Origin of the sequence: Micromonospora sp. NPDC023633 (assembly GCF_040640035.1) — a bacterium.
In the GTDB taxonomy this organism is placed as follows: Bacteria; Actinomycetota; Actinomycetes; order Mycobacteriales; family Micromonosporaceae; genus Micromonospora.
In genome coordinates this window covers 36,232-55,092 of record NZ_JBFABB010000023.1, presented here as the reverse complement: position 1 = coordinate 55,092, position 18,861 = coordinate 36,232, and the positions used below count along the sequence as shown (strand labels likewise).

Here is an 18,861-nt window from a genome sequence, read left to right as displayed (position 1 = left end):
GCTCCTACTGGCCGGCAAGCACGCGACCGGCCATCCAGGACAGCGTTTCCCGCAGGCCCTCACGTAACGGGGTCGGCCGCATCGTCGGAAACAACTGGCGCAGCCGGGTGCAGTCCGCCTGAGAGTCGCGGACGTCCCCCGGGCGCGCCGGCTCGTGGACCCGCTCCAGCGGCCGACCGAGCAGCTGTTCCAGTTCACCGATGACCTCGAGCAGCGAGATCCTGGCGCCGAAGGCGAGGTTGACCACGTCCGGGGCGGACACCCGGCGGACCACTGCGTCGACGATCACGGAGGTGACGCTGCCGACGTAGGTGAAGTCGCGGGTCTGCCGCCCGTCGCCGTGCACGCGCAGCGGCTGCCCGGCCAGGGCGGCGGTGGCGAACCGGGGCACCACGGCGGCGTAGGCGTGGTGCGCCGCCTGCCGGGGGCCGAAGACGTTGAAGAAGCGGAGGGGCAACACCGGCAGGCCGTAGCAACTCGCGTAGGCGACGGTGTACGCCTCGGCGGCGAGCTTGGAGACGGCGTACGGGCTGACCGGCCTCGGGCGCAGCCCTTCCTGCCTGGGCAGCACCGGGTTCGCGCCGTAGACGGAGGACGAGGAGGCGATGATCACCTGCCCGACGTCGTGCCGGCGCGCCGCCTCAAGCACCATCAGGGTGCCGGTGGCGTTGGCGTGATGGCTCGGCAACGGCCGGTCGATGGACCGCGGCACCGAGCCGAGCGCGCCCAGGTGCACCACGCTGGCGGCATCGGCAAATGCCTTGTCAAGCAGGTCGGGGTCAAGCACGGTGCCACGCAGCAGCGGCACCGGCAGGCCGTCGAGGTTCTCCAGGAGCCCGGTGGAGAGGTCGTCGACCGCCACGACCGAGGTGACCTCCGGGGTATCCACCAGCGCCCGGACCAAATTGGCGCCGATGAAGCCCGCGCCACCCGTCACCACTACCTTCACGGTCGCCTCCGTCCCATGGTGCGCCGGCCCGACGGCCGGCGCGGCTAACCAACGGGACAACGAGCGCAGCAGGTAATGAGTCACGCGAATCGGGCGACGTGGGTGGGCGTGAACCAAATCGAGGACCTGAAGACGAACGCGGCCCGGCCGTAGAACCTGCTGAGCCCGGGCACACCGGCGGCGTGTCAGGATTTGGGAGCGGCAGCTACCGCAGCGGATCGGTCCGCCGTAGACGCAGTTGGCGGCGTGGCCAGCGCGGCGAGGAACTCGTGGACGCGCCGCCCCTGGGCCGCCGGACTGCGGGTCAGACGGACGAACTCCCGGCCTGCCGCGCCGCGCCTGGCCGCCTCCTCGGACGGAAGCGCCAGCGCGCGGGCGAGGGCGTGGCGCAGCCCCTCGACCGTGTCCGGCTCGGCGAGCATGAGGTGCGGCAGGTAGTCGGCAGGAATGCCGGGCAGTCGCGTACTGACCACGGGCACCCCCGCCGAGAGGTACTCGATGGTCTTGGACGGAAACGAGTAGTGGACGAAGCTCTGCCCGACGGGGCGAGGGTTCACCAGCACCGCCGCCCGGGCGAGACGGCCCGCGAGCACGTCACGGTCGACCAGTTCCGGCGGGGCGATTCGCGGATCAGCCGCAGCCTGCTCCCGCAGCCAGGGCGTCAACTCCCCCCGGCCGAACAGCCGCAGCCGCAGTTCCGGGCCGGGCAGGGCGCGGAACGCCTCCACCAGCCGGTCCACCCCGTACGCTCGGCTGAGTCCTCCGGCGTACACCACGTCGCGAGCGCCGGGGGCGACCTCGACACGCGGGCGAACGCCAGCGGGCGGGTGGAAGATCCCCTCCACCACCAGGTGAGGCCGACCCGGCGCAAAGTCTCCGGCGAGCGGGCCGGTCAGTGCGATGACCCCGGCGCAGCGGCGCAGCGCGGCCCGGACAAGGGCGACGTCGAGCCCGCGCAACAGCCGCACCAGCCGCCCGTCGGTGGGCAGGGCGACACCCGGTGGGTCGGTGAGCACCGGCACCACGCGCACCCCGCGCCGGCGGGCGAGCAGCACGCCGGCCCACAGGAACGGGGTGTGCACTCCGTGCACCAGCAGCACGTCGCCCTCGCCCGGCCCTCGGGCGAGCCGGCGACGGGCCGCCGCAAACCGGGTGAGGTGCTTGAGTCCGAGCACGTTGACAAAACCCAACAGTCGACCGTCCACCCCGTCGTGTCGGAACCGTCCGCCACGGAACAGCAATCGCCGGTTGCGCGGCCAGGTGGAGACCGGCACGACGGAGAGCAACCGCACCCGGCATTCGGCCGCGCGCATCGCGGCGACCAGTGCCCAGCCGAAAGCGTGGGTCTGGTCGGCGTGCATGGCGTCACGGGCCATCACGTCCGCCAGCACCTCGTCGGGCACGGTGAAGCCGAGCAGCGTCACCTCCAGGCCGGTGCGGGGCGTCACGGGCGCACCGCCAGGATCCGGCGGTAGACCGCGTCGAGCGTGCCGAGCATGGCGTCGAGGCTGTAGCGGTCGCGGACCCGACGGCGAGCGCGAGCACCCAGGTCGCCCCGGGCGGCCGGTTCGTTCAACAGGGGCACCAGGGCGTCTGCGAGGGCGCGGGAATCGCCGGCGGGCACGAGAACGCCCGCGCCGTCGCGCAGCACCTCCACGTTACCGCCGACCGCGCTCGCCACCACCGGCAGCCCGTGGGCCATCGCCTCCAGCAGCGCGTTGGATAGGTTCTCGTGCAGCGTCGGAAAGACGAACAGGTCGGCCGCCGCCAGCAGATCCGGCACGTCGGCGCGGGAGCCGAGCATCCGTACGTTGAGCACGTCGGGACCGAAAGGGCCGGCGGCGTCGCGCAGCGCGGCAGCGACGCCAGGTCGGTCCGGCCCGTCCCCGGCCACCAGCAGCACCAGCCGCCCCGGTACGACCGGCAGCTGGCGCAGCGCATCGGCGAGCACCCGGTAGCCCTTTTCCCAGCTCAGCCTTGCGACAGTGATCATCACAACGTCTTCGGGGCGCAGGCCGAGGTCGGCGCGGACCCGCTCGCGGGGCAGCGCCGGGTCGGCCGGCACCGGCACCCCGTTGGGGATCACCCCGACGAAACGGTCCCGGTGGCCGCGCAGGAAGTCGCGTTCGGCGGCGTACTCGCACACGGTGGCGACGTGCGTGGCGGCGCGCAGGGTGAACGGTTCCGCCGCGTGCGCCAGCAAGCCGCGCCGCAGTGGCCAACCGGGGTGGCGCAGGTCCCGGACGGTGCCGTGCACGGTAACCAGGATGCGCGGGCAACGGGCCAGACGTGCGGCGAGGACGCCGTGAAAGCCCTCGTTCTGCAGGCCGCGCACGTGTACGAGGTCAGGACGGACGCGACGCAGCAGCGCCACCCACTCGCGCAGCAGCGGCATGTTGAGGGCGCCGTTGCCCCGCTCCTGGTGCATCCGCACGAAGTCGTACTCGTCGCCGAGCCGGGAAGCGAGCACCCGCTCGACCGCGGTAAGCGGCCCGTTGGCTCCCGGGCTCCCGGCCGAGTGCTGGACCACGACGGGTCGGGCCTCGGCGCCGGGCGGCGTGCGGTCGAGGCCGGCGACGGCGCTGGTCGGGTCCACAGTCCCTCCACTTTCTGTGCACGCCGGAGCGGATGCCGGCGACGGGGGTCCATCGGTGACCTACACTATCGGGCGGAATTTCAGAGGAAATCCACATTTAGTATGAATGAGGTGGACGCATGCCCGAGTCACCAGCGCCAGCGGATCGGGTCGTTCCGGCCGGTTCCGGCCCACCACGCCTGCTCGTGCTGGCCGCGTACCGGTTCCCGAACGGCGATGCCATGTCCAACCGGCTGCTCCACCTGGCTCGATCGGCGACCGCACCGGGCACCACCACCGTCGTGGTCAACGACTGGCCCGCCGATGGGACCCGGTCGCCGGTGGATCCGCGGCTGCCGGAGGGGATCCGGTTGCTGACCCTGCCTCCGATCACCGGGGGCCGGGCGGCCCGCTGGTGGTACCGGCATTGCCGGCCGCTGCGGGTGCTGGCCGCACTGCGCCGGGCCGGCGTACGGCGGGCCGACCTGAGCGCGGTCTGTCTGCCGCTCGGGCTGTGGACCCTGACCACCTGGGCCGTTTTCCGCGTCGCGGTGCGCCGCCCGGTCACCGTCGATGTGCTGGAGCGGCACGACCCGGGGCAGTTCGCCTGGCGCTGGCTCTACCCCTACTTCATCCGGCACCGGTGGAACGCGTTCCTCGCCGCCCGGCTGGCCGACCGGATCATCACCGTCTCCACCACGCTCTGGGACGACTTCGCCCACCGGCGCCCCACCCTGGTCGTGCCGCCGCAGGTCGACTGCGCCGACTACGCGCCGCCCGCGCCGCCTCCGCTGGCCGACGGGCTGCGTCTGCTCTACGCCGGCACCGCTGGCCCCAAGGACCTGCTTGCCGTGGTGGTGGAGGGGATCCGGCGGCTGCCCGAGGCGCAGCGGCACCGGGTCCGCCTGACGATCGCCGGGGTTGCCCGCGAGCAGGCGACCCGCCTGTCCGACCTGGACTCAGCCGGCCTGGCCGATCTCACCGACCAGGTCACGTTCCTCGGCCGGGTGCCGCGTGACCGCGTCCTGGCCGAACTGGGCAGCGCGCACTTTTCGGTCCTGGTCCGTCCGGACGCCGGGTACGCCCGGGCGGGGTTCCCCTCGAAGGTGCCGGAGAGCCTGGCCGCGGGGTGCCCGGTGCTGCTGAACCACACCAGCGACCTCGCCCGGCACGTCACGGACGGCAGGGAGGGGCTGGTGCTGCCTGGTCCGGGCCCGGACGACGTCCGCGACGGCCTGATCCGGGCACTCGCCTTGGGCGACGCCCGTTGGTGGCGGATGAGCCGAGCCGCGCGGGAGCGGGCCAGCGACTTCGACTACCGCTCCTGGGCGTCGGCTGTCAGCGACTTCGTCGTCGGCGCCGGACGCGGCGCCGGCACGGCGAACTCGGCGAGCGTCGCCAGCTCAGCCGGGGGCAGCCGCTGATCCGGGGGGTAGAGGGCGCGTTCGTGGGCGGCGATCGTCTCGACCGGCCAGCGCAGCCGGACGACCCGGGCCGGACTGCCGGCGACGATTACGTACGGCGGCACCGACCGGGTGACCACCGCCCCCGCCCCGATCACCGCGCCCCGCCCGACGGTCACTCCGTGCAGGATGATCGCGCGGGTACCGACCCAGACGTCGTCGCCGATCACGACACCCCGGTCGTGGTCCTCGTCGCCGGGCCCCTTCTCCACGGCGATCATCGGTACGCCGACCCGGTCCACCCGATGGTTGCCGCCCCGGATGGTGACCTCCGGGCCGAACATGACGTTGTCGCCGATCCGGATGCGGGACCGGGCAGCCATGAGGACCGGCCGGTGGCCGAGGTCGACGTTGCGTCCCACCTCGATCGTCTCAAAGGTGTAAACGCCGTCGGGGTCAAAGACGAACCCGTTGCCACGGGCGGCGAACCGGTCCGCCATGGCCAGCCCGCGCACCGCGCGGCGGGCCCGGGAGCCGGTCGTGATGACCCGATCCAGCAATCGGGCCAACGGGCCGAGAATGCGACCGGGCCGGGTCGTGTCCACCTGCATCAGGCTCGCCTCCCGACCGTCACGCGCCGCCGCGTCGGCACCCCGACGGAGACACCGTTGTCCCGAATGTTCCGGAGCATGCTCAACACCTATCGTCCACCTCGGATTCCGCCGTACTCGCCGGGTGCAACGATGCCGCGCCGCCGGAGTGACCGGCACGGTCGGATCCGCCTCGGCTCGGCGCACGACCGAGTGCGGCGGGGCTACCACCTCCACTCGCTGCACTGCTCGACTACGCCGAGCAGGTGGCGGACGCCATCGCGCACTCCGCTGGTCTCGCTGGACATCGGCTTCGACGGCGCCACTTTCACCTCATCGAGTTTCGTTGCCTGCACTTCGGCACGGTGACCGCGAGGAGTCGCCCCACCACCACGTACGCGGCGGCGTGGCGGCGGGTCCCAAGCGGTGCGACATCGAGGCGGTATTCAGCGAGGCGATCATGCGTCACCTGGCGGGTTGCGCATGATCGCTGGCCCACCTGACCGGCCGGCCGTGCCGGTAGCCGACGGGGCCGGGTGCGCCCGCGGTCCCCGGGCCACCAGCGCACCTTCCGGTAAGCCCGCCCGGAAGCCCCCGGATGTGGTGAGCTGTAGGCATGGACCGGAGCCGGCTCGGGCTGGTGCTGCACCCCACCCGGGACGTCTCCGCGGTGGTCGACACCATCGTGACCTGGGCCGACCGGCACCGGATCGCCCTGGCCGTACGCACGGAGGACCGGCACCGGGTGCCGGCCACGGTCGAGCCGCTGCCGGTGGGCGAGGTGGCCGCCCGGTCGGACGCCCTGATCGCCATCGGCGGGGACGGGACGATGCTGGGCGCATTGCGCGCGGCCGTCCACGACCCGAAGCCGGTGCTCGGCGTGCATGTGGGCAAGCTCGGCTTCCTGGTCGAGGTGGAGCCGCCGGAACTGTCGACTGCGCTGGACCGGCTGGTCGCGCGGGACTTCACGGTGGAGAGCCACAGCTGCCTGGTCTGCGACATCTGCGGGGACGACCTCGTCGCGTTCAACGACGTCACACTGATCCGTCAACCCGGCCTGGGCTTCGTCGACGCCTCCCTCGCGGTCGACGGGCAGCAGTACGGCTACTACCGCTGCGACGCGCTGGTGATCAGCACCCCGACCGGCTCGACCGCCTACAGCTACGCCGCCGGCGGCCCGCTGGTCTCGCCGGCCGCCGACGTGGTGGTGGTGACCCCGTCCGCCCCGATGGCCGGCATCTCCCGCGCGGTGGTGCTCTCCCCCGACGAGACGATCCGGCTGGAGCTGCGCGAGGGCTCCGGGCCGATCGCGGTGGAGATGGACGGCCTGGTGATCCGGGACGCGTCGACCCAGGGGTCCGTGCAGGTGCGCTACCGCCGCGACGCCGGCCTGGTCGTCCGCCTGGACCCGCGCCGCTACCAGGAACGCAACCAGCTCAAATTGAGCCTGCTGGACCTGCCGCTGCTACCCGAGCAGCTTCGCGAACTGCTTCCGGAGAGCCTGCGCGACCGGCTCAACCGCCGCGAACTGCCCCCGCCCCGCTGAACCGGCCGCTGCGCCCGCCACACGCCCGCCGCCGTGCCCGCCGCCGTGCCCGCCGCACGCCCCCACATGCCCGCCACGCCCGCCTGTCGGCTCGCAGTCGGCTCCGCGTGCCGGGCTGGATCTGCTGGACGTCAGCGAGGGCGACGGTACGCGATCCGCAGCAGTCGCCCCCTACCGTCAGGGTCCCGCTGCCGGGCACGCCGCGATCGTGCGGACCGGCGTCGGTGGGGGTGGCGTAACGCTGTCGAGCTGCCCCGTGCATGCGACCAGGCCGGTCTCGGCGCCTCCCGCCGCCCGACTGCGCCTGGAATTCCGCCCGCACCCGAGGCGACAGCCGAAGCCGGCCGGCCCCTGCCCCATGCATGGGGCAGCTCGACAGTCGAGCACGGCCCCTCGGCCCGGACCTGGCACCCCGGCCCGGCATCCCCGGCCCAGCACCGCATGGCCCGAGCCTGCACCGCCCAGCCCTGCACCGCACGCCGTGCACCCCGTGCCCAGCACCGCACGGCCCAGCGCCGCACGGTCCAGCGGCAGGCGGTCCCGGCTCTGGGCAGGACGGGAAGGCCGGGCCAGGCGTTCAGGCCCGCTCGAGGACCCCCGAGACCAGGTCCTTCGCCTCCTGCTGGATCCGGGCCAGGTGCTCCGGGCCCTGGAAGGACTCGGCGTAGATCTTGTAGACGTCCTCGGTGCCCGACGGCCGGGCGGCGAACCAGCCGGACTCCGTGGTCACCTTGAGCCCGCCGATCGGCGCGTCGTTGCCCGGAGCGGTGGTGAGGGTCGCGGTGATCGGCTCGCCGGCCAGTTCGGTGGCGGTCACCTGCTCCGGCGAGAGCTTGCCGAGCACGGCCTTCTGCTCCCGGGTCGCCGGCGCGTCGATGCGGGCGTACGCGGGCGCGCCGAAGCGCTCGGCCAGTTCCGCCCAGTGCTGGCTGGGGGTGCGGCCGGTCGTCGCGATGATCTCGGCGGCGAGCAGGCAGAGCAGGATGCCGTCCTTGTCGGTGGTCCAGGTGCCCCCGTCGCGGCGCAGGAAGGACGCGCCGGCGCTCTCCTCGCCACCGAAGCCCACCGCGCCGTCGAGCAGACCCGGGACGAACCACTTGAAGCCGACCGGCACCTCCAGCAGCGGGCGACCCAGGTCGGCGGCGACCCGGTCGATCATCGAGGAGGAGACCAGGGTCTTGCCGACCGCGGCGGCCGGCCCCCACTGCGTCCGGGTGCGGAACAGGTGGGCGATCGCCACCGCGAGGTAGTGGTTGGGGTTCATCAGGCCGCCGTCGGGGGTGACGATGCCGTGCCGGTCGGCGTCGGCGTCGTTGCCGGTGGAGACCTGGTAGTCGGCGCGGGCGGCGATCAGGGAGGCCATCGCGTTCGGCGAGGAGCAGTCCATCCGGATCTTGCCGTCGCCGTCCAGGGTCATGAACCGCCAGGTCGGGTCGACCGTCGGGTTGACCACGGTCAGGTCCAGGCGGTGCCGCTCGGCGATCTCGCCCCAGTAGGCCACGCTCGCGCCGCCGAGCGGGTCGGCGCCGATGCGCACCCCGGCGTCGCGGATCGCGTCGATGTCGATCGCCGCCGGCAGGTCGTCGACGTAGCGGGCCAGGAAGTCGTACGACCCGGTGGTGTCGGCGGCGCGGGCCCGGGCGTACGGGATCCGCCGGACCTCCTTCAGGCCGTCGGCGAGGATGGCGTTGGCGCGGTCCTGGATCCACCTCGTGACGTCGGTGTCCGCCGGGCCGCCGTGGGTGGGGTTGTACTTGAAGCCGCCGTCGTCGGGCGGGTTGTGCGACGGGGTGATGACGATGCCGTCGGCGAGGCCGCTGGTGCGCCCCCGGTTGTGGGCGAGGATGGCGTGCGACACCGCCGGGGTGGGCGTGTAGCCGTCGCGGCCGTCCAGCAGCACGGTGACCTCGTTGGCGGCGAGCACCTCGAGCGCGTCCACGGCGGCCGGGGCGGAGAGCGCGTGGGTGTCGCGGCCGAGGAAGAGCGGGCCGTCCAGGCCCTGCTCACGGCGGTAGTCGCAGAGCGCCTGGGTGACCGCGAGGATGTGGTCGGAGTTGAACGCGTGGCGCAGGCTCGACCCGCGGTGCCCGGACGTGCCGAAGGAGACCTGCTGCACCGGGTCCTGCGGATCCGGGTGCTCGGCGTAGTAGGCGGTCACCAGCCGCGGCACGTCGACCAGGTCGGCGGGCTGGGCGGGCTTGCCGGCCCGGGGATGACTGCTCACGGTTCCACCTTCTGTCCCTTGCCGATCACCACGATGCCGTTGTCGGAGACGGTGTAGCGCTGCCGGTCCTTCTCCAGGTCGACGCCGATCTCGGCCCCCTCGGGCACGATCACGTTCTTGTCGAGGATGGCCCGGCGGACGACCGCGTGCCGCCCGATGTCGACCCCCTCCATCAGCACCGCGCCGTCCACGTGCGCCCAGGAGTGCACCTTCACCTTGGGCGAGACGATCGAGTTCTCCACCAGCGAGCCCGAGATCACCGCGCCGGGCGAGACCATCGAGGCGACCGCCCGGCCGACCCGCTCGCCCCACTGGTGCACGAACTTGGCGGGCGGGTAGGTCAGCTGCCCGGTGTAGATCGGCCACTCGAAGTTGTAGAGGTTGAACACCGGGTGCACGTTGATCAGGTCCATGTGGGCGTCGTAGAAGGAGTCCAGCGTCCCCACGTCGCGCCAGTAGCCGCGGTCCCGGTCGGTGCTGCCGGGCACCTCGTTGTCGCGGAAGTCGTAGACGTTGGCCTCGCCGCGCTCGACGAGCATCGGGATGATGCTGCCGCCCATGTCGTGCTTGCTGGTCTTGTCCTCCGCGTCCCGCTCGACCGCCTCGCAGAGCGCCTTGGTGCTGAACACGTAGTTGCCCATCGAGGCGTAGATCTGGTCGGGGGCGTCGGGCAGGCCGACCGCGTCGGTGGGCTTCTCGCGGAACGCCCGGATCCGCCGGCCGTCCTCGCCGACCTCGATGACGCCGAACTGGTCGGCCATCGACAGCGGCTGCCGGATGCCGGCCACGGTGACGCCGGCGCCGGAGGCGATGTGGTCCTCCACCATCTGCCGGGGGTCCATCCGGTAGATGTGGTCGGCGCCGAAGACGATCACGTGGTCGGGCTGCTCGTCGTGGATGAGGTTGAAGCTCTGGTAGATCGCGTCGGCGGAGCCGGCGAACCACCACGGGCCGCGACGCTGCTGCGCCGGCACCGGGGTGACGTAGTTGCCGAGCAGGGTCGACATCCGCCACGTCTTGGTGATGTGCCGGTCCAGCGAGTGGGACTTGTACTGGGTCAGCACGACGATCTTCAGATAGCCGGCGTTCGCCAGGTTGGACAGGACGAAGTCGACCATGCGGTACATCCCGCCGAACGGGACGGCCGGCTTGGCCCGGTCCGTGGTGAGCGGCATGAGGCGCTTGCCTTCTCCGCCGGCCAGGACGATCGCGAGCACCTTGGCAGCCATGTCCAGACGCTATCCATCCCCGTGGGACTTCACCACTCGTACGGGCACACTTCTGCACTAGGGTCCGTGGGATGACGGAATCCGCACCGCTGCGCGTCGATCTGCTGACCCGGGAGTACCCGCCCGAGGTGTACGGCGGAGCCGGCGTGCACGTCGAGTACCTGGCCCGTGAGCTGCGACGACTCGCCGACGTACGGGTGCACTGCTTCGGCGCGCCGCGCACCGAGCCGGGTGTCACCGCGTACGCCGAACCGGCGGGCCTGACCGGCGCGAACGCCGCGCTGCGGACGATGGGCGTGGACCTGGAGATGGCGGCGGCGTGCGCCGGCACCGACGTGGTGCACAGCCACACCTGGTACGCCAACCTGGCGGGGCACGCCGCGAAGCTGCTGCACGGCGTGCCGCACGTGGTGACCGCGCACAGCCTGGAGCCGCTGCGGCCGTGGAAGGCCGAGCAGCTCGGCGGCGGCTACGCGCTCTCCTCGTGGTGCGAGCGCACGGCGTTCGAGGCCGCCGACGCGGTCATCGCGGTCAGCGAGGGGATGCGGCGCGACGTGCTGACCGCCTACCCGGCGGTGCACCCCGACCGGGTCCGGGTGGTGCACAACGGCATCGACACGGCGCAGTACGCCCCGGACCACGGCACGGACGTGGTGGACCGGCTCGGCATCGACCCGGCCCGGCCGAGCGTGGTGTACGTGGGGCGGATCACCCGGCAGAAGGGCCTGCCCTACCTGCTGCGCGCGGCGCGCGACCTGCCGCCGGACACCCAGCTCGTGCTGCTCGCCGGCGCGCCGGACACCCCGGAGATCGCCGCCGAGGTGGAGGGTCTGGTGGGCGAGCTGCGGGCGAACCGGTCGGGCGTGGTGTGGGTGGCCGAGATGCTGCCGAAGCACGAGGTGATCCAGGTGCTCACCCACGCCACGGTCTTCGTCTGCCCCTCGGTCTACGAGCCGATGGGCATCGTGAACCTGGAGGCGATGGCCTGCGAGACGGCGGTGGTGGCCACCGCCACCGGCGGCATCCCGGAGGTGGTCGCCGACGGCGAGACCGGGCTGCTGGTGCCGATCGCGCAGGCCACCGACGGCTCCGGCCGGCCGCTGGACCCGGGCTGCTTCGTCGCCGACCTCACGGCGCGGATCAACGAGGTGCTCGCCGACCCCGGCCGCGCCAAGGAACTCGGCCTCGCGGGCCGGCGCCGGGCGGTCGAGCACTTCTCCTGGGACGCGCTCGCCAGGCGGACGCTGGAGGTGTACCGGTCGGTGGGCGCCACGGGCTGAGCCGCGCGCGAACCGATCTCGCACAGTAGGTTGGCGGGGTGACTGGACGGTTCCCGATCGAAGACGTCTCCCCCGTCGTCTCCTGCGGTCGCTACCCGGCCAAGGCGGTGGTCGACGAGCTGGTGCCGGTGTCGGCCCGCGCCTACCGGGAGGGGCACGACGCGCTCGGCTGCAACGTGGTCTGGCGGGGCCCCGACGGGCGGGCCCGGCCGTTCACCCGGATGCGCCCCGGCGAGCCCGGGCAGGACCGCTGGCACGCGGTGATCCGCCCCGACGCGGTCGGCGAGTGGGTCTTCACCGTCGAGGCGTTCCAGGATCCGTACCTGACCTGGCAGAACGCGGTCACCAAGAAGATCGCCGCCGGTCAGGGGCCGGAGGACCTGGCCAACGACCTCGCCGAGGGCGCCCGGGTGCTGTCCGCCGCCGCCGGGCTGGTGCCCGCGGCCGACGCCGACCGGGTGACGGCGGCGGTGCGGGCGTTGCGCGACGAGCGGCGGGAGTTGCCCCGGCGGGTCGCCCCGGCGCTGGAGCTGGCCGACCTGCTCTGGGAGCACCCGGTCCGCGAGCTGGTCACCACCGGCGAGGAGCACCGGCTCTGGGTGGACCGCCGGCGGGCGCTCTTCTCCGCCTGGTACGAGTTCTTCCCGCGCTCCGAGGGGGCCATCCCGGCCACGGTCGACGCGCCGGCCCGCTCCGGCACGTTCGCCACCGCCGTCGAGCGGCTGCCGGGCGTCGCGGCGATGGGCTTCGACGTGCTCTACCTGCCGCCCATCCACCCGATCGGCCGGGTCAACCGCAAGGGCCGCAACAACTCGCTCACCGCCGGGCCGGACGACGTCGGTTCGCCGTGGGCGATCGGCGCCGCCGAGGGCGGCCACGACGCGATCCACCCCGACCTGGGTACGCCGGAGGACTTCCGGGACTTCGTCGCCGCCGCCGCCGAGCAGGGCCTGGAGGTGGCGATGGACCTGGCGTTGCAGTGCGCGCCGGACCACCCGTGGGTGACCGAGCACCCGGAGTGGTTCACCACCCGGGCCGACGGCAGCATCGCGTACGCGGAGAACCCGCCGAAGAAGTACCAGGACATCTACCCGCTGAACTTCGACAACGACCCGGAGGGCATCCGGGCGGAGGTCCTGCGGGTGGTGCTGCACTGGGTCGGCGAGGGCATCCGGATCTTCCGGGTGGACAACCCGCACACCAAGCCGTTCGACTTCTGGCACTGGCTGATCGCCGAGGTGAAGCAGGTCGACCCGGACGTGCTCTTCCTCGCCGAGGCGTTCACCCGGCCGGCGATCATGCACGGGCTGGGCAAGATCGGCTTCACGCAGTCGTACACGTACTTCACCTGGCGCACGTCGGCCGCCGAGATGCGGGCGTACTGCGAGGAGCTGGTCGAGGCGGCCGACTACATGCGGCCGAACTTCTGGCCGAACACGCCGGACATCCTGCACGAGTCGTTGCAGCACGGCGGCCCGCCGATGTTCAAGATCCGGGCGGTGCTGGCCGCGCTGCTCTCCCCCTCCTGGGGCATGTACGCCGGCTACGAGCTCTTCGAGCACACCGCCCGCCCCGGCGCGGAGGAGTACCTGGACAACGAGAAGTACGAGCTGCGCCCCCGCGACTGGGCCGGCGCGCAGGCGCAGGGCCGCTCGCTCGCCCCGTTCATCGCCGTGCTCAACCGGGTACGCCGGGAGAACCCGGCCCTGCACCAGCTGCGCAACCTGGTCTTCCACGAGATCGACAACCCGGCGCTGCTCTGCTGGTCCAAGCACGACCCGGACACGGGCAACACGGTCCTCGTGGTCTGCTCGTTCGACCCGCAGGGCGTGCAGTGGGGCAACACCACGCTGGACATGCCCGCGCTCGGGCTGGACTGGCACGACCGGTTCACGGTGCGCGACGAGCTGACCGGCGCCAGCTACGACTGGGGGCAGCGCAACGCCGTGCGCCTCGACCCGTACCTGCAACCGGCGCACGTACTGACCGTGCGCCGGCCGACCCCGGACCCCGCCGCCGGTCCGGCGTCGGCGAACGGGGCGCCGGACCTGACCGTCACGGACGTTCCCGACGACCTCTCGGGCGGCACCGCGCCCACCGCTCCCGCCCAGAAGGACGACGCCCGATGGACAAGCTGATCGCCGGCGCCACGCACGACCCGCACGCCGTCCTCGGCGCGCACCCGGCCGACGGGCGGACGGTCGTCCGGACGCTGCGCCGGGGCGCCACCGACGTCGCCCTCGTCGTCGACGGCGAGCGGCACCGGATGCGGCGGGTGCACGACGTCGGGGTGTTCGAGACGGTGGTCGCGGGCGAGGTGCTCGACTACCGCGTCGAGGTCGACGGCCGGGTCCACGACGACCCGTACCGCTACCCGCCCACCCTCGGCGAGCTGGACCTGCACCTGATCGCCGAGGGCCGGCACGAGCGGCTCTGGGAGGCGCTCGGCGCCCGGGTCTTCGACGAGGGCGTGGCATTCACCGTGTGGGCGCCGAACGCGCGCGGGGTCCGGGTGGTCGGCGACTTCGCGGGCTGGGCCCCGGACGACGGCTGGCCGATGCGCTCGCTCGGCGGCAGCGGGGTGTGGGAGCTGTTCGTCCCGGGCGCGGGGGCGGGCGCCCGCTACAAGTACCGCGTCCTGGGCGCCGACGGGCAGTGGCGGGACAAGGCCGATCCCCTGGCGGCGTACGCCGAGGTGCCGCCGGCCACCGCCTCGGTGGTGCACCATTCGACGTACGAGTGGGGCGACGCCGACTGGCTGTCGCGGCGGGCCCGGCGGCAGCCGCACCAGGAGCCGATGAGCGTCTACGAGGTGCACCTCGGCTCGTGGCGTCCGGGGCTGGGCTACCGGGAGCTGGCCGAGCAGCTGACCGCGTACGTCACCGAGCTGGGCTTCACCCACGTGGAGTTCCTGCCCGTGATGGAGCACCCGTTCGGCGGTTCCTGGGGCTACCAGGTCACCGGCTACTACGCGCCGACGTCCCGGTTCGGCGACCCCGACGAGTTCCGTCACCTCGTGGACGCCCTGCACGCCGCCGGGATCGGCGTGATCCTCGACTGGGTGCCGGCGCACTTCCCGAAGGACGAGTGGGCGCTGGCCCGCTTCGACGGCACCGCCCTCTACGAGCACCCCGACCCGCGCCGGGGCGAGCACCCCGACTGGGGCACGTACGTCTTCGACTTCGGCCGGCCCGAGGTGCGCAACTTCCTGGTCGCCAACGCGCTCTACTGGTGCGAGCAGTTCCACGTCGACGGGCTACGGGTGGACGCGGTGGCCTCGATGCTCTACCTGGACTACTCCCGGCAGGAGGGGCAGTGGCTGCCCAACCGCTACGGCGGCCGGGAGAACCTGGAGGCCATCGCGTTCATGCAGGAGGTGAACGCGACGGTCTACAAGCACCACGCCGGAGTGGTGCTGATCGCCGAGGAGTCCACCGCCTGGCCGGGGGTCACCCGCTCGACCGACGCCGGCGGACTCGGGTACGGGTTCAAGTGGAACATGGGCTGGATGCACGACACCCTGCTCTACGCCTCGAAGGACCCGGTCTACCGGCAGCACCACCACCATCAGCTCACGTTCTCCCTGGCGTACGCCTGGAGCGAGAACTACGTGCTGCCGATCAGCCACGACGAGGTGGTGCACGGCAAGGGCTCCCTCGCGGGCAAGATGCCCGGCGACACGTGGCAGCGGCTGGCCAACGTCCGCGCCCTGCTGGCGTACATGTGGGCGCACCCGGGCAAGCAGCTGATCTTCATGGGCTGCGAGCTGGCAGACGACCGGGAGTGGAGCGAGGAGCGAGGGCTCGACTGGTACCTGCTGCACGACCCGGCCCGGGCCGGGGTGCAACGGCTGGTCGCCGACCTGAACCGCGTCTACCGGGACACGCCGGCGCTGTGGGCGCAGGACACCGAGCCGGCCGGCTTCCGCTGGATCGCCGGCGACGACGTCGCCAACAACACCGTCTCGTTCGTCCGGATCGCCCCCGACGGCGCGACCCTGGTCTGCGTGGCGAACTTCTCCGCCCGGCCGCTGGAGGACTACCGGGTGGGGCTGCCGGCCGGCGGCACGTGGGCGGAGGTACTCAACACCGACGCCCACCACTACGGTGGCTCGGGCGTGGGCAACCTGGGCGCCGTGCACGCCGAGGACGTGCCGTGGCACGGGATGCCAGCCTCGGCTGCGCTGCGGGTGCCGCCGCTCGGCGTGCTCTGGCTGCGCCGCGACTGAGACGGACGGGCCGGTCGGGGACGTACCGGTCCGGCTTGAGGGCCCGGGCGTGAACCTGTGGCACGGTTGGAAAGAGCGGACTAAGCTGCTAGCTAACCGGGGAGGTGGGAGCAATGTCGGCGGAAGCGGTGCACTACAACATGCATGATGCGAAGACTCATTTGTCGCGCATCATCGAGCGCGTGGAACGTGGCGAGGAAATCATCATCGATCGGGCAGGTACCCCGGTGGCGCGAGTCGTTCCGCTGGTGCGTCGGGTCAACCGCACCGCCGTCGGCTCCCTCGCAGGGCAGGTCGACCTGTCGGGCGACTGGGACTCGCCACGCACCAACGCTGAGATCGCTGCGGACTTCGGCCTCGGCGAATGACCCTGCTCCTGGACACCCACGTCGCGCTGTGGGCCATCACCGGCGATGCCACCCTTGCCCAGGACTTCCTCGAGCGGCTGCGCCATGACCCGGACATCTTCCTGTCCCCGGTCAGTCTCTGGGAGATCACCATCAAGCAGACCGCCGGGAAACTCGTGGGACCGGCCGACCTCGCCGAACAGGTACGGGACATGGGCTTCCGCGAACTGCCCGTGACCCACGCCCACGCCATCGCCGCAAGGCGCCTCCCGTTCCATCACCGTGATCCCTTCGACCGGATGCTGGTGGCACAGGCGGTCGTCGAAGGCCTGACACTGGTGACCCGCGACGCGTCGATCGCGCTGTACGACGTGGACGTCCTCAAGGTGTGACAGACCTCTTCGCGACTGGGCCTGGGACCGCGATGACGTGTCCCAGGCCCAGTCCAGGTCTCTTCAGAGCCGGGTGATCCGTACCGCGTCGGCGACGACGTACCCCTGGGTGGTGGTCCAGCGGCTGACCCCGACGACCTGGCGCGTCCCCGCGGCGAGATCGTAGGTGCCCAGCACCCGCCACTGCCCGCCGCCGCTGCGCTGGTCGACCCTGGCCGTCACGGTGCCGTTCGCCGTCGCCACCAGGTGCGGCGTGGCGCTGTTGTAGCCGGGGTCGGCCGGGTACCAGACCTCGACCCGGTACGAGCCGGTGGCGGGCAGCGTCGCGCTGAACCAGGCCGGGTCGCTGACCGCCTCCGGGCTGGCGAACCGGTAGTTGGCGCCGTAGCGCGCCGGGAGGTACGACGACGTGCCCCAGGTGGCGGCGGCGGTGAAGCCGCCGGCGGTGGCGTTGTCCACGATCACGCTGAACGTGCCGCCGGTGCCGGTGACCACCCGCGCGTTGCTGGCCGGGCTCTCGTGGTGCAGCCGGTCGAGGGCGGTCACCAGGTAGCGGTACGTCGAGCCGGCCGCGGCGGTGGCGTCGGTGAACGTCCCGGTCGTGCCCGAGGCGCGGACCGTGCCGAGCAGGTGCCGGGCGTCGGCCAGGTCGCAGGCGTCGACCGCGCCGTCGCCGGGCAGCCGGTACACCGCGTACGCGGCCGTGCTCCCGGTGGCGCCGCGCTGCCAGGTGAGGGTCACGCCGCCGGTGCCGCGTACGGCCGAGGTGAGGCTCGGCGCGGCGGGCGCGACGCCGCCCACCCCGGCCGGTGCCAGCGCCGGGCGGCGGTAGTGGTCGCTCGCCACCCGGGAGACGGCGCCGATGCGGTCGGCGCGGACGTCCTTGGCGCTGAAGTGGATGTCGCCGACGACGCGCGGGTGGGCGCGGTTCAGCGTCAGGTGGTCGGTCAGCTCGGCCGGGTCCTGCCAGGCGGCGTCCTGGCCCGTCGCGCCGGCGCGGTAGGTGGCCTGCCCGACGAGCAGTTGCACGTCGGTGCCGGTCACGGTCTCGGACCACCAGCGCACCAGCTCCGCGTAGTCGGCCGCCGGGTGGCCGATGTGCCAGTAGATCTGCGGGGCGATGTAGTCGACCCAGCCCTGGCGCACCCAGCGGCGGGTGTCGGCGTAGATCGCGTCGTACGACTGGAGGCCGGAGGTGCGCGAGCCGAGCGGGTCGGTGCCGGCGTTGCGCCAGATGCCGAACGGGCTGACGCCGAGCTTGACCCACGGCTTGGCCGCCCGGATCTTGTCGCGCATCTCCCGGACCAGCAGGTTGACGTTGTTGCGCCGCCAGTCGGCGATGGTGCTGAAGCCGGCGCCGTACTGGGCGTAGGTGGCCTGGTCGGGGAAGGCCACCCCGCTGACCGGGTACGGGTAGAAGTAGTCGTCCCAGTGCACCGCGTCGATGTCGTAGCGGCGGACGGCGTCCATCATCGCGTCCTGCACGAAGGCGCGGACGGCGGGGATGCCGGGGTTGTAGTAGAGGTGCCCGCCGTAGGCGACGGTCCAGCCCGGGTTCCTGCGGGCCGGGTGGCTGGTCGCCAGCTTGCTCAGGTCGGTGTGGTTGGCCACCCGGTACGGGTTGAACCAGGCGTGGAACTCCAGGTTGCGGGCGTGCGCCTCGGCCACCATGAAGGCCAGCGGGTCGTAGCCGGGGTTGCCGCCCTGGGTGCCGGTGAGCCACTGCGACCAGGGCTCGTAGGTCGACGGCCAGAACGCGTCGGCGGCGGGGCGGATCTGCACGACGACGGCGTTCATCCGCCGTTGCTGGGCCAGGTCGAGCCAGCCCCGGTACTCCGCCTGCTGGGCGGCCGGGGTGAGCCCGGTGCGGCTGGGCCAGTCGATGTTGGCGACGCTGGCGATCCACATGCCGCGCAGCTGCCGCTTCGGTGTGGCCGGGTCGGTCACACAGGCCGCTTGGACGGCCACCGGCACGGTCTCCGGCGCGGCGGGCCGGGAAGCGGGGGCGCCCGTGGGGACGGCCACGCCGAGCGCCAGCGCCGCTACCAGCGCCAGCCCGGAAAGGTATCGACCATAGTCTCTGCGCACGAAAAGATGT

The 18,861-nt window shown here is 72.6% G+C and carries 14 protein-coding genes; 7 read left to right on the top strand and 7 right to left on the bottom strand.

Annotated features, from left to right (window positions below; all coding sequences use genetic code 11):
• Positions 1 to 4 precede the first annotated feature (4 nt).
• The 3 genes from AB0G13_RS10100 to AB0G13_RS10090 all read right to left on the bottom strand — a co-directional run bounded on the left by AB0G13_RS10100 (position 5) and on the right by AB0G13_RS10090 (position 3,545).
• On the bottom strand, positions 5 to 949 hold the full coding sequence (locus tag AB0G13_RS10100; RefSeq protein WP_357871664.1) for an NAD-dependent epimerase/dehydratase family protein: 945 nt from the start codon (positions 947 to 949) through the stop codon (positions 5 to 7).
• A 185-nt stretch (positions 950 to 1,134) separates the two neighbouring features.
• On the bottom strand, positions 1,135 to 2,397 hold the full coding sequence (locus tag AB0G13_RS10095) for a glycosyltransferase family 4 protein (protein WP_357871663.1): 1,263 nt from the start codon (positions 2,395 to 2,397) through the stop codon (positions 1,135 to 1,137).
• Positions 2,394 to 3,545 carry a glycosyltransferase family 4 protein gene (locus AB0G13_RS10090; protein WP_357871662.1) on the bottom strand — a complete coding sequence of 384 codons (1,152 nt, stop codon included), beginning with the start codon at positions 3,543 to 3,545 and terminating at the stop codon, positions 2,394 to 2,396. Before AB0G13_RS10090 ends, AB0G13_RS10095 begins: the two co-directional genes overlap by 4 nt.
• A 119-nt stretch (positions 3,546 to 3,664) precedes the next feature.
• On the opposite strand from AB0G13_RS10090, the gene AB0G13_RS10085 reads away from it, so the two are divergent.
• Positions 3,665 to 4,948: a glycosyltransferase gene (locus AB0G13_RS10085; protein WP_357871659.1), complete on the top strand. Its 1,284-nt coding sequence runs from the start codon at positions 3,665 to 3,667 to the stop codon at positions 4,946 to 4,948.
• Here the strand turns inward: AB0G13_RS10085 and AB0G13_RS10080 are convergent.
• On the bottom strand, positions 4,840 to 5,538 hold the full coding sequence (locus AB0G13_RS10080; RefSeq protein ID WP_357871656.1) for an acyltransferase: 699 nt from the start codon (positions 5,536 to 5,538) through the stop codon (positions 4,840 to 4,842). The two genes, AB0G13_RS10085 and AB0G13_RS10080, sit on opposite strands and share 109 nt — an antisense overlap.
• A 595-nt stretch (positions 5,539 to 6,133) precedes the next feature.
• Between AB0G13_RS10080 and AB0G13_RS10075 the strand changes: the two genes are divergently transcribed.
• Entirely contained in the window at positions 6,134 to 7,063 is a 930-nt protein-coding gene (locus tag AB0G13_RS10075; protein ID WP_357871654.1) for an NAD(+)/NADH kinase, read from the top strand.
• A 577-nt stretch (positions 7,064 to 7,640) separates the two neighbouring features.
• On the opposite strand, the gene pgm is transcribed toward AB0G13_RS10075, so the two are convergent.
• Both pgm and glgC read right to left on the bottom strand, forming a co-directional pair.
• On the bottom strand, positions 7,641 to 9,287 hold the full coding sequence (gene pgm / locus AB0G13_RS10070; RefSeq protein ID WP_357871651.1) for a phosphoglucomutase (alpha-D-glucose-1,6-bisphosphate-dependent): 1,647 nt from the start codon (positions 9,285 to 9,287) through the stop codon (positions 7,641 to 7,643).
• Positions 9,284 to 10,516 carry a glucose-1-phosphate adenylyltransferase gene (gene glgC, locus AB0G13_RS10065; RefSeq protein WP_357871648.1) on the bottom strand — a complete coding sequence of 411 codons (1,233 nt, stop codon included), beginning with the start codon at positions 10,514 to 10,516 and terminating at the stop codon, positions 9,284 to 9,286. Before glgC ends, pgm begins: the two co-directional genes overlap by 4 nt.
• Positions 10,517 to 10,587: 71 nt before the next feature.
• Here glgC and glgA point away from each other — a divergent pair, with 71 nt between their 5' ends.
• From glgA to AB0G13_RS10040, 5 genes are all read left to right on the top strand, one after another.
• Complete coding sequence (gene glgA / locus AB0G13_RS10060) at positions 10,588 to 11,796, top strand: glycogen synthase (RefSeq protein WP_357871646.1); 1,209 nt, start codon at positions 10,588 to 10,590, stop codon at positions 11,794 to 11,796.
• A gap of 38 nt (positions 11,797 to 11,834) precedes the next feature.
• Positions 11,835 to 13,934, top strand: a complete 2,100-nt coding sequence (locus AB0G13_RS10055) for a maltotransferase domain-containing protein (RefSeq protein WP_357871642.1) — start codon at positions 11,835 to 11,837, stop codon at positions 13,932 to 13,934.
• A complete protein-coding gene (gene glgB / locus AB0G13_RS10050) occupies positions 13,922 to 16,024 on the top strand; it encodes a 1,4-alpha-glucan branching protein GlgB (protein ID WP_357871640.1) in 2,103 nt (700 codons plus the stop codon). The genes AB0G13_RS10055 and glgB overlap by 13 nt, the downstream gene beginning before the upstream one ends.
• 113 nt (positions 16,025 to 16,137) lie before the next feature.
• Positions 16,138 to 16,392, top strand: coding sequence for a type II toxin-antitoxin system prevent-host-death family antitoxin (locus AB0G13_RS10045; RefSeq protein WP_357871637.1), 255 nt, complete (start codon positions 16,138 to 16,140; stop codon positions 16,390 to 16,392).
• On the top strand, positions 16,389 to 16,763 hold the full coding sequence (locus tag AB0G13_RS10040) for a type II toxin-antitoxin system VapC family toxin (protein ID WP_357871634.1): 375 nt from the start codon (positions 16,389 to 16,391) through the stop codon (positions 16,761 to 16,763). The genes AB0G13_RS10045 and AB0G13_RS10040 overlap by 4 nt, the downstream gene beginning before the upstream one ends.
• Positions 16,764 to 16,826: 63 nt before the next feature.
• On the opposite strand, the gene AB0G13_RS10035 is transcribed toward AB0G13_RS10040, so the two are convergent.
• Positions 16,827 to 18,851, bottom strand: coding sequence for a family 10 glycosylhydrolase (locus AB0G13_RS10035; protein WP_357871631.1), 2,025 nt, complete (start codon positions 18,849 to 18,851; stop codon positions 16,827 to 16,829).
• Positions 18,852 to 18,861 lie beyond the last annotated feature (10 nt).

Bases quoted from the DNA above. Each gene is read 5' to 3' on its own strand.
- AB0G13_RS10085 (WP_357871659.1), top strand. From the start codon at position 3,665: ATGCCCGAGTCACCAGCGCCAGCGGATCGGGTCGTTCCGGCCGGTTCC.
- AB0G13_RS10080 (WP_357871656.1), bottom strand. From the start codon at position 5,538: ATGCAGGTGGACACGACCCGGCCCGGTCGCATTCTCGGCCCGTTGGCC.
- AB0G13_RS10075 (WP_357871654.1), top strand. From the start codon at position 6,134: ATGGACCGGAGCCGGCTCGGGCTGGTGCTGCACCCCACCCGGGACGTC.
- glgC (WP_357871648.1), bottom strand. From the start codon at position 10,516: ATGGCTGCCAAGGTGCTCGCGATCGTCCTGGCCGGCGGAGAAGGCAAG.
- glgA (WP_357871646.1), top strand. From the start codon at position 10,588: ATGACGGAATCCGCACCGCTGCGCGTCGATCTGCTGACCCGGGAGTAC.
- glgB (WP_357871640.1), top strand. From the start codon at position 13,922: ATGGACAAGCTGATCGCCGGCGCCACGCACGACCCGCACGCCGTCCTC.
- AB0G13_RS10045 (WP_357871637.1), top strand. From the start codon at position 16,138: ATGTCGGCGGAAGCGGTGCACTACAACATGCATGATGCGAAGACTCAT.
- AB0G13_RS10040 (WP_357871634.1), top strand. From the start codon at position 16,389: ATGACCCTGCTCCTGGACACCCACGTCGCGCTGTGGGCCATCACCGGC.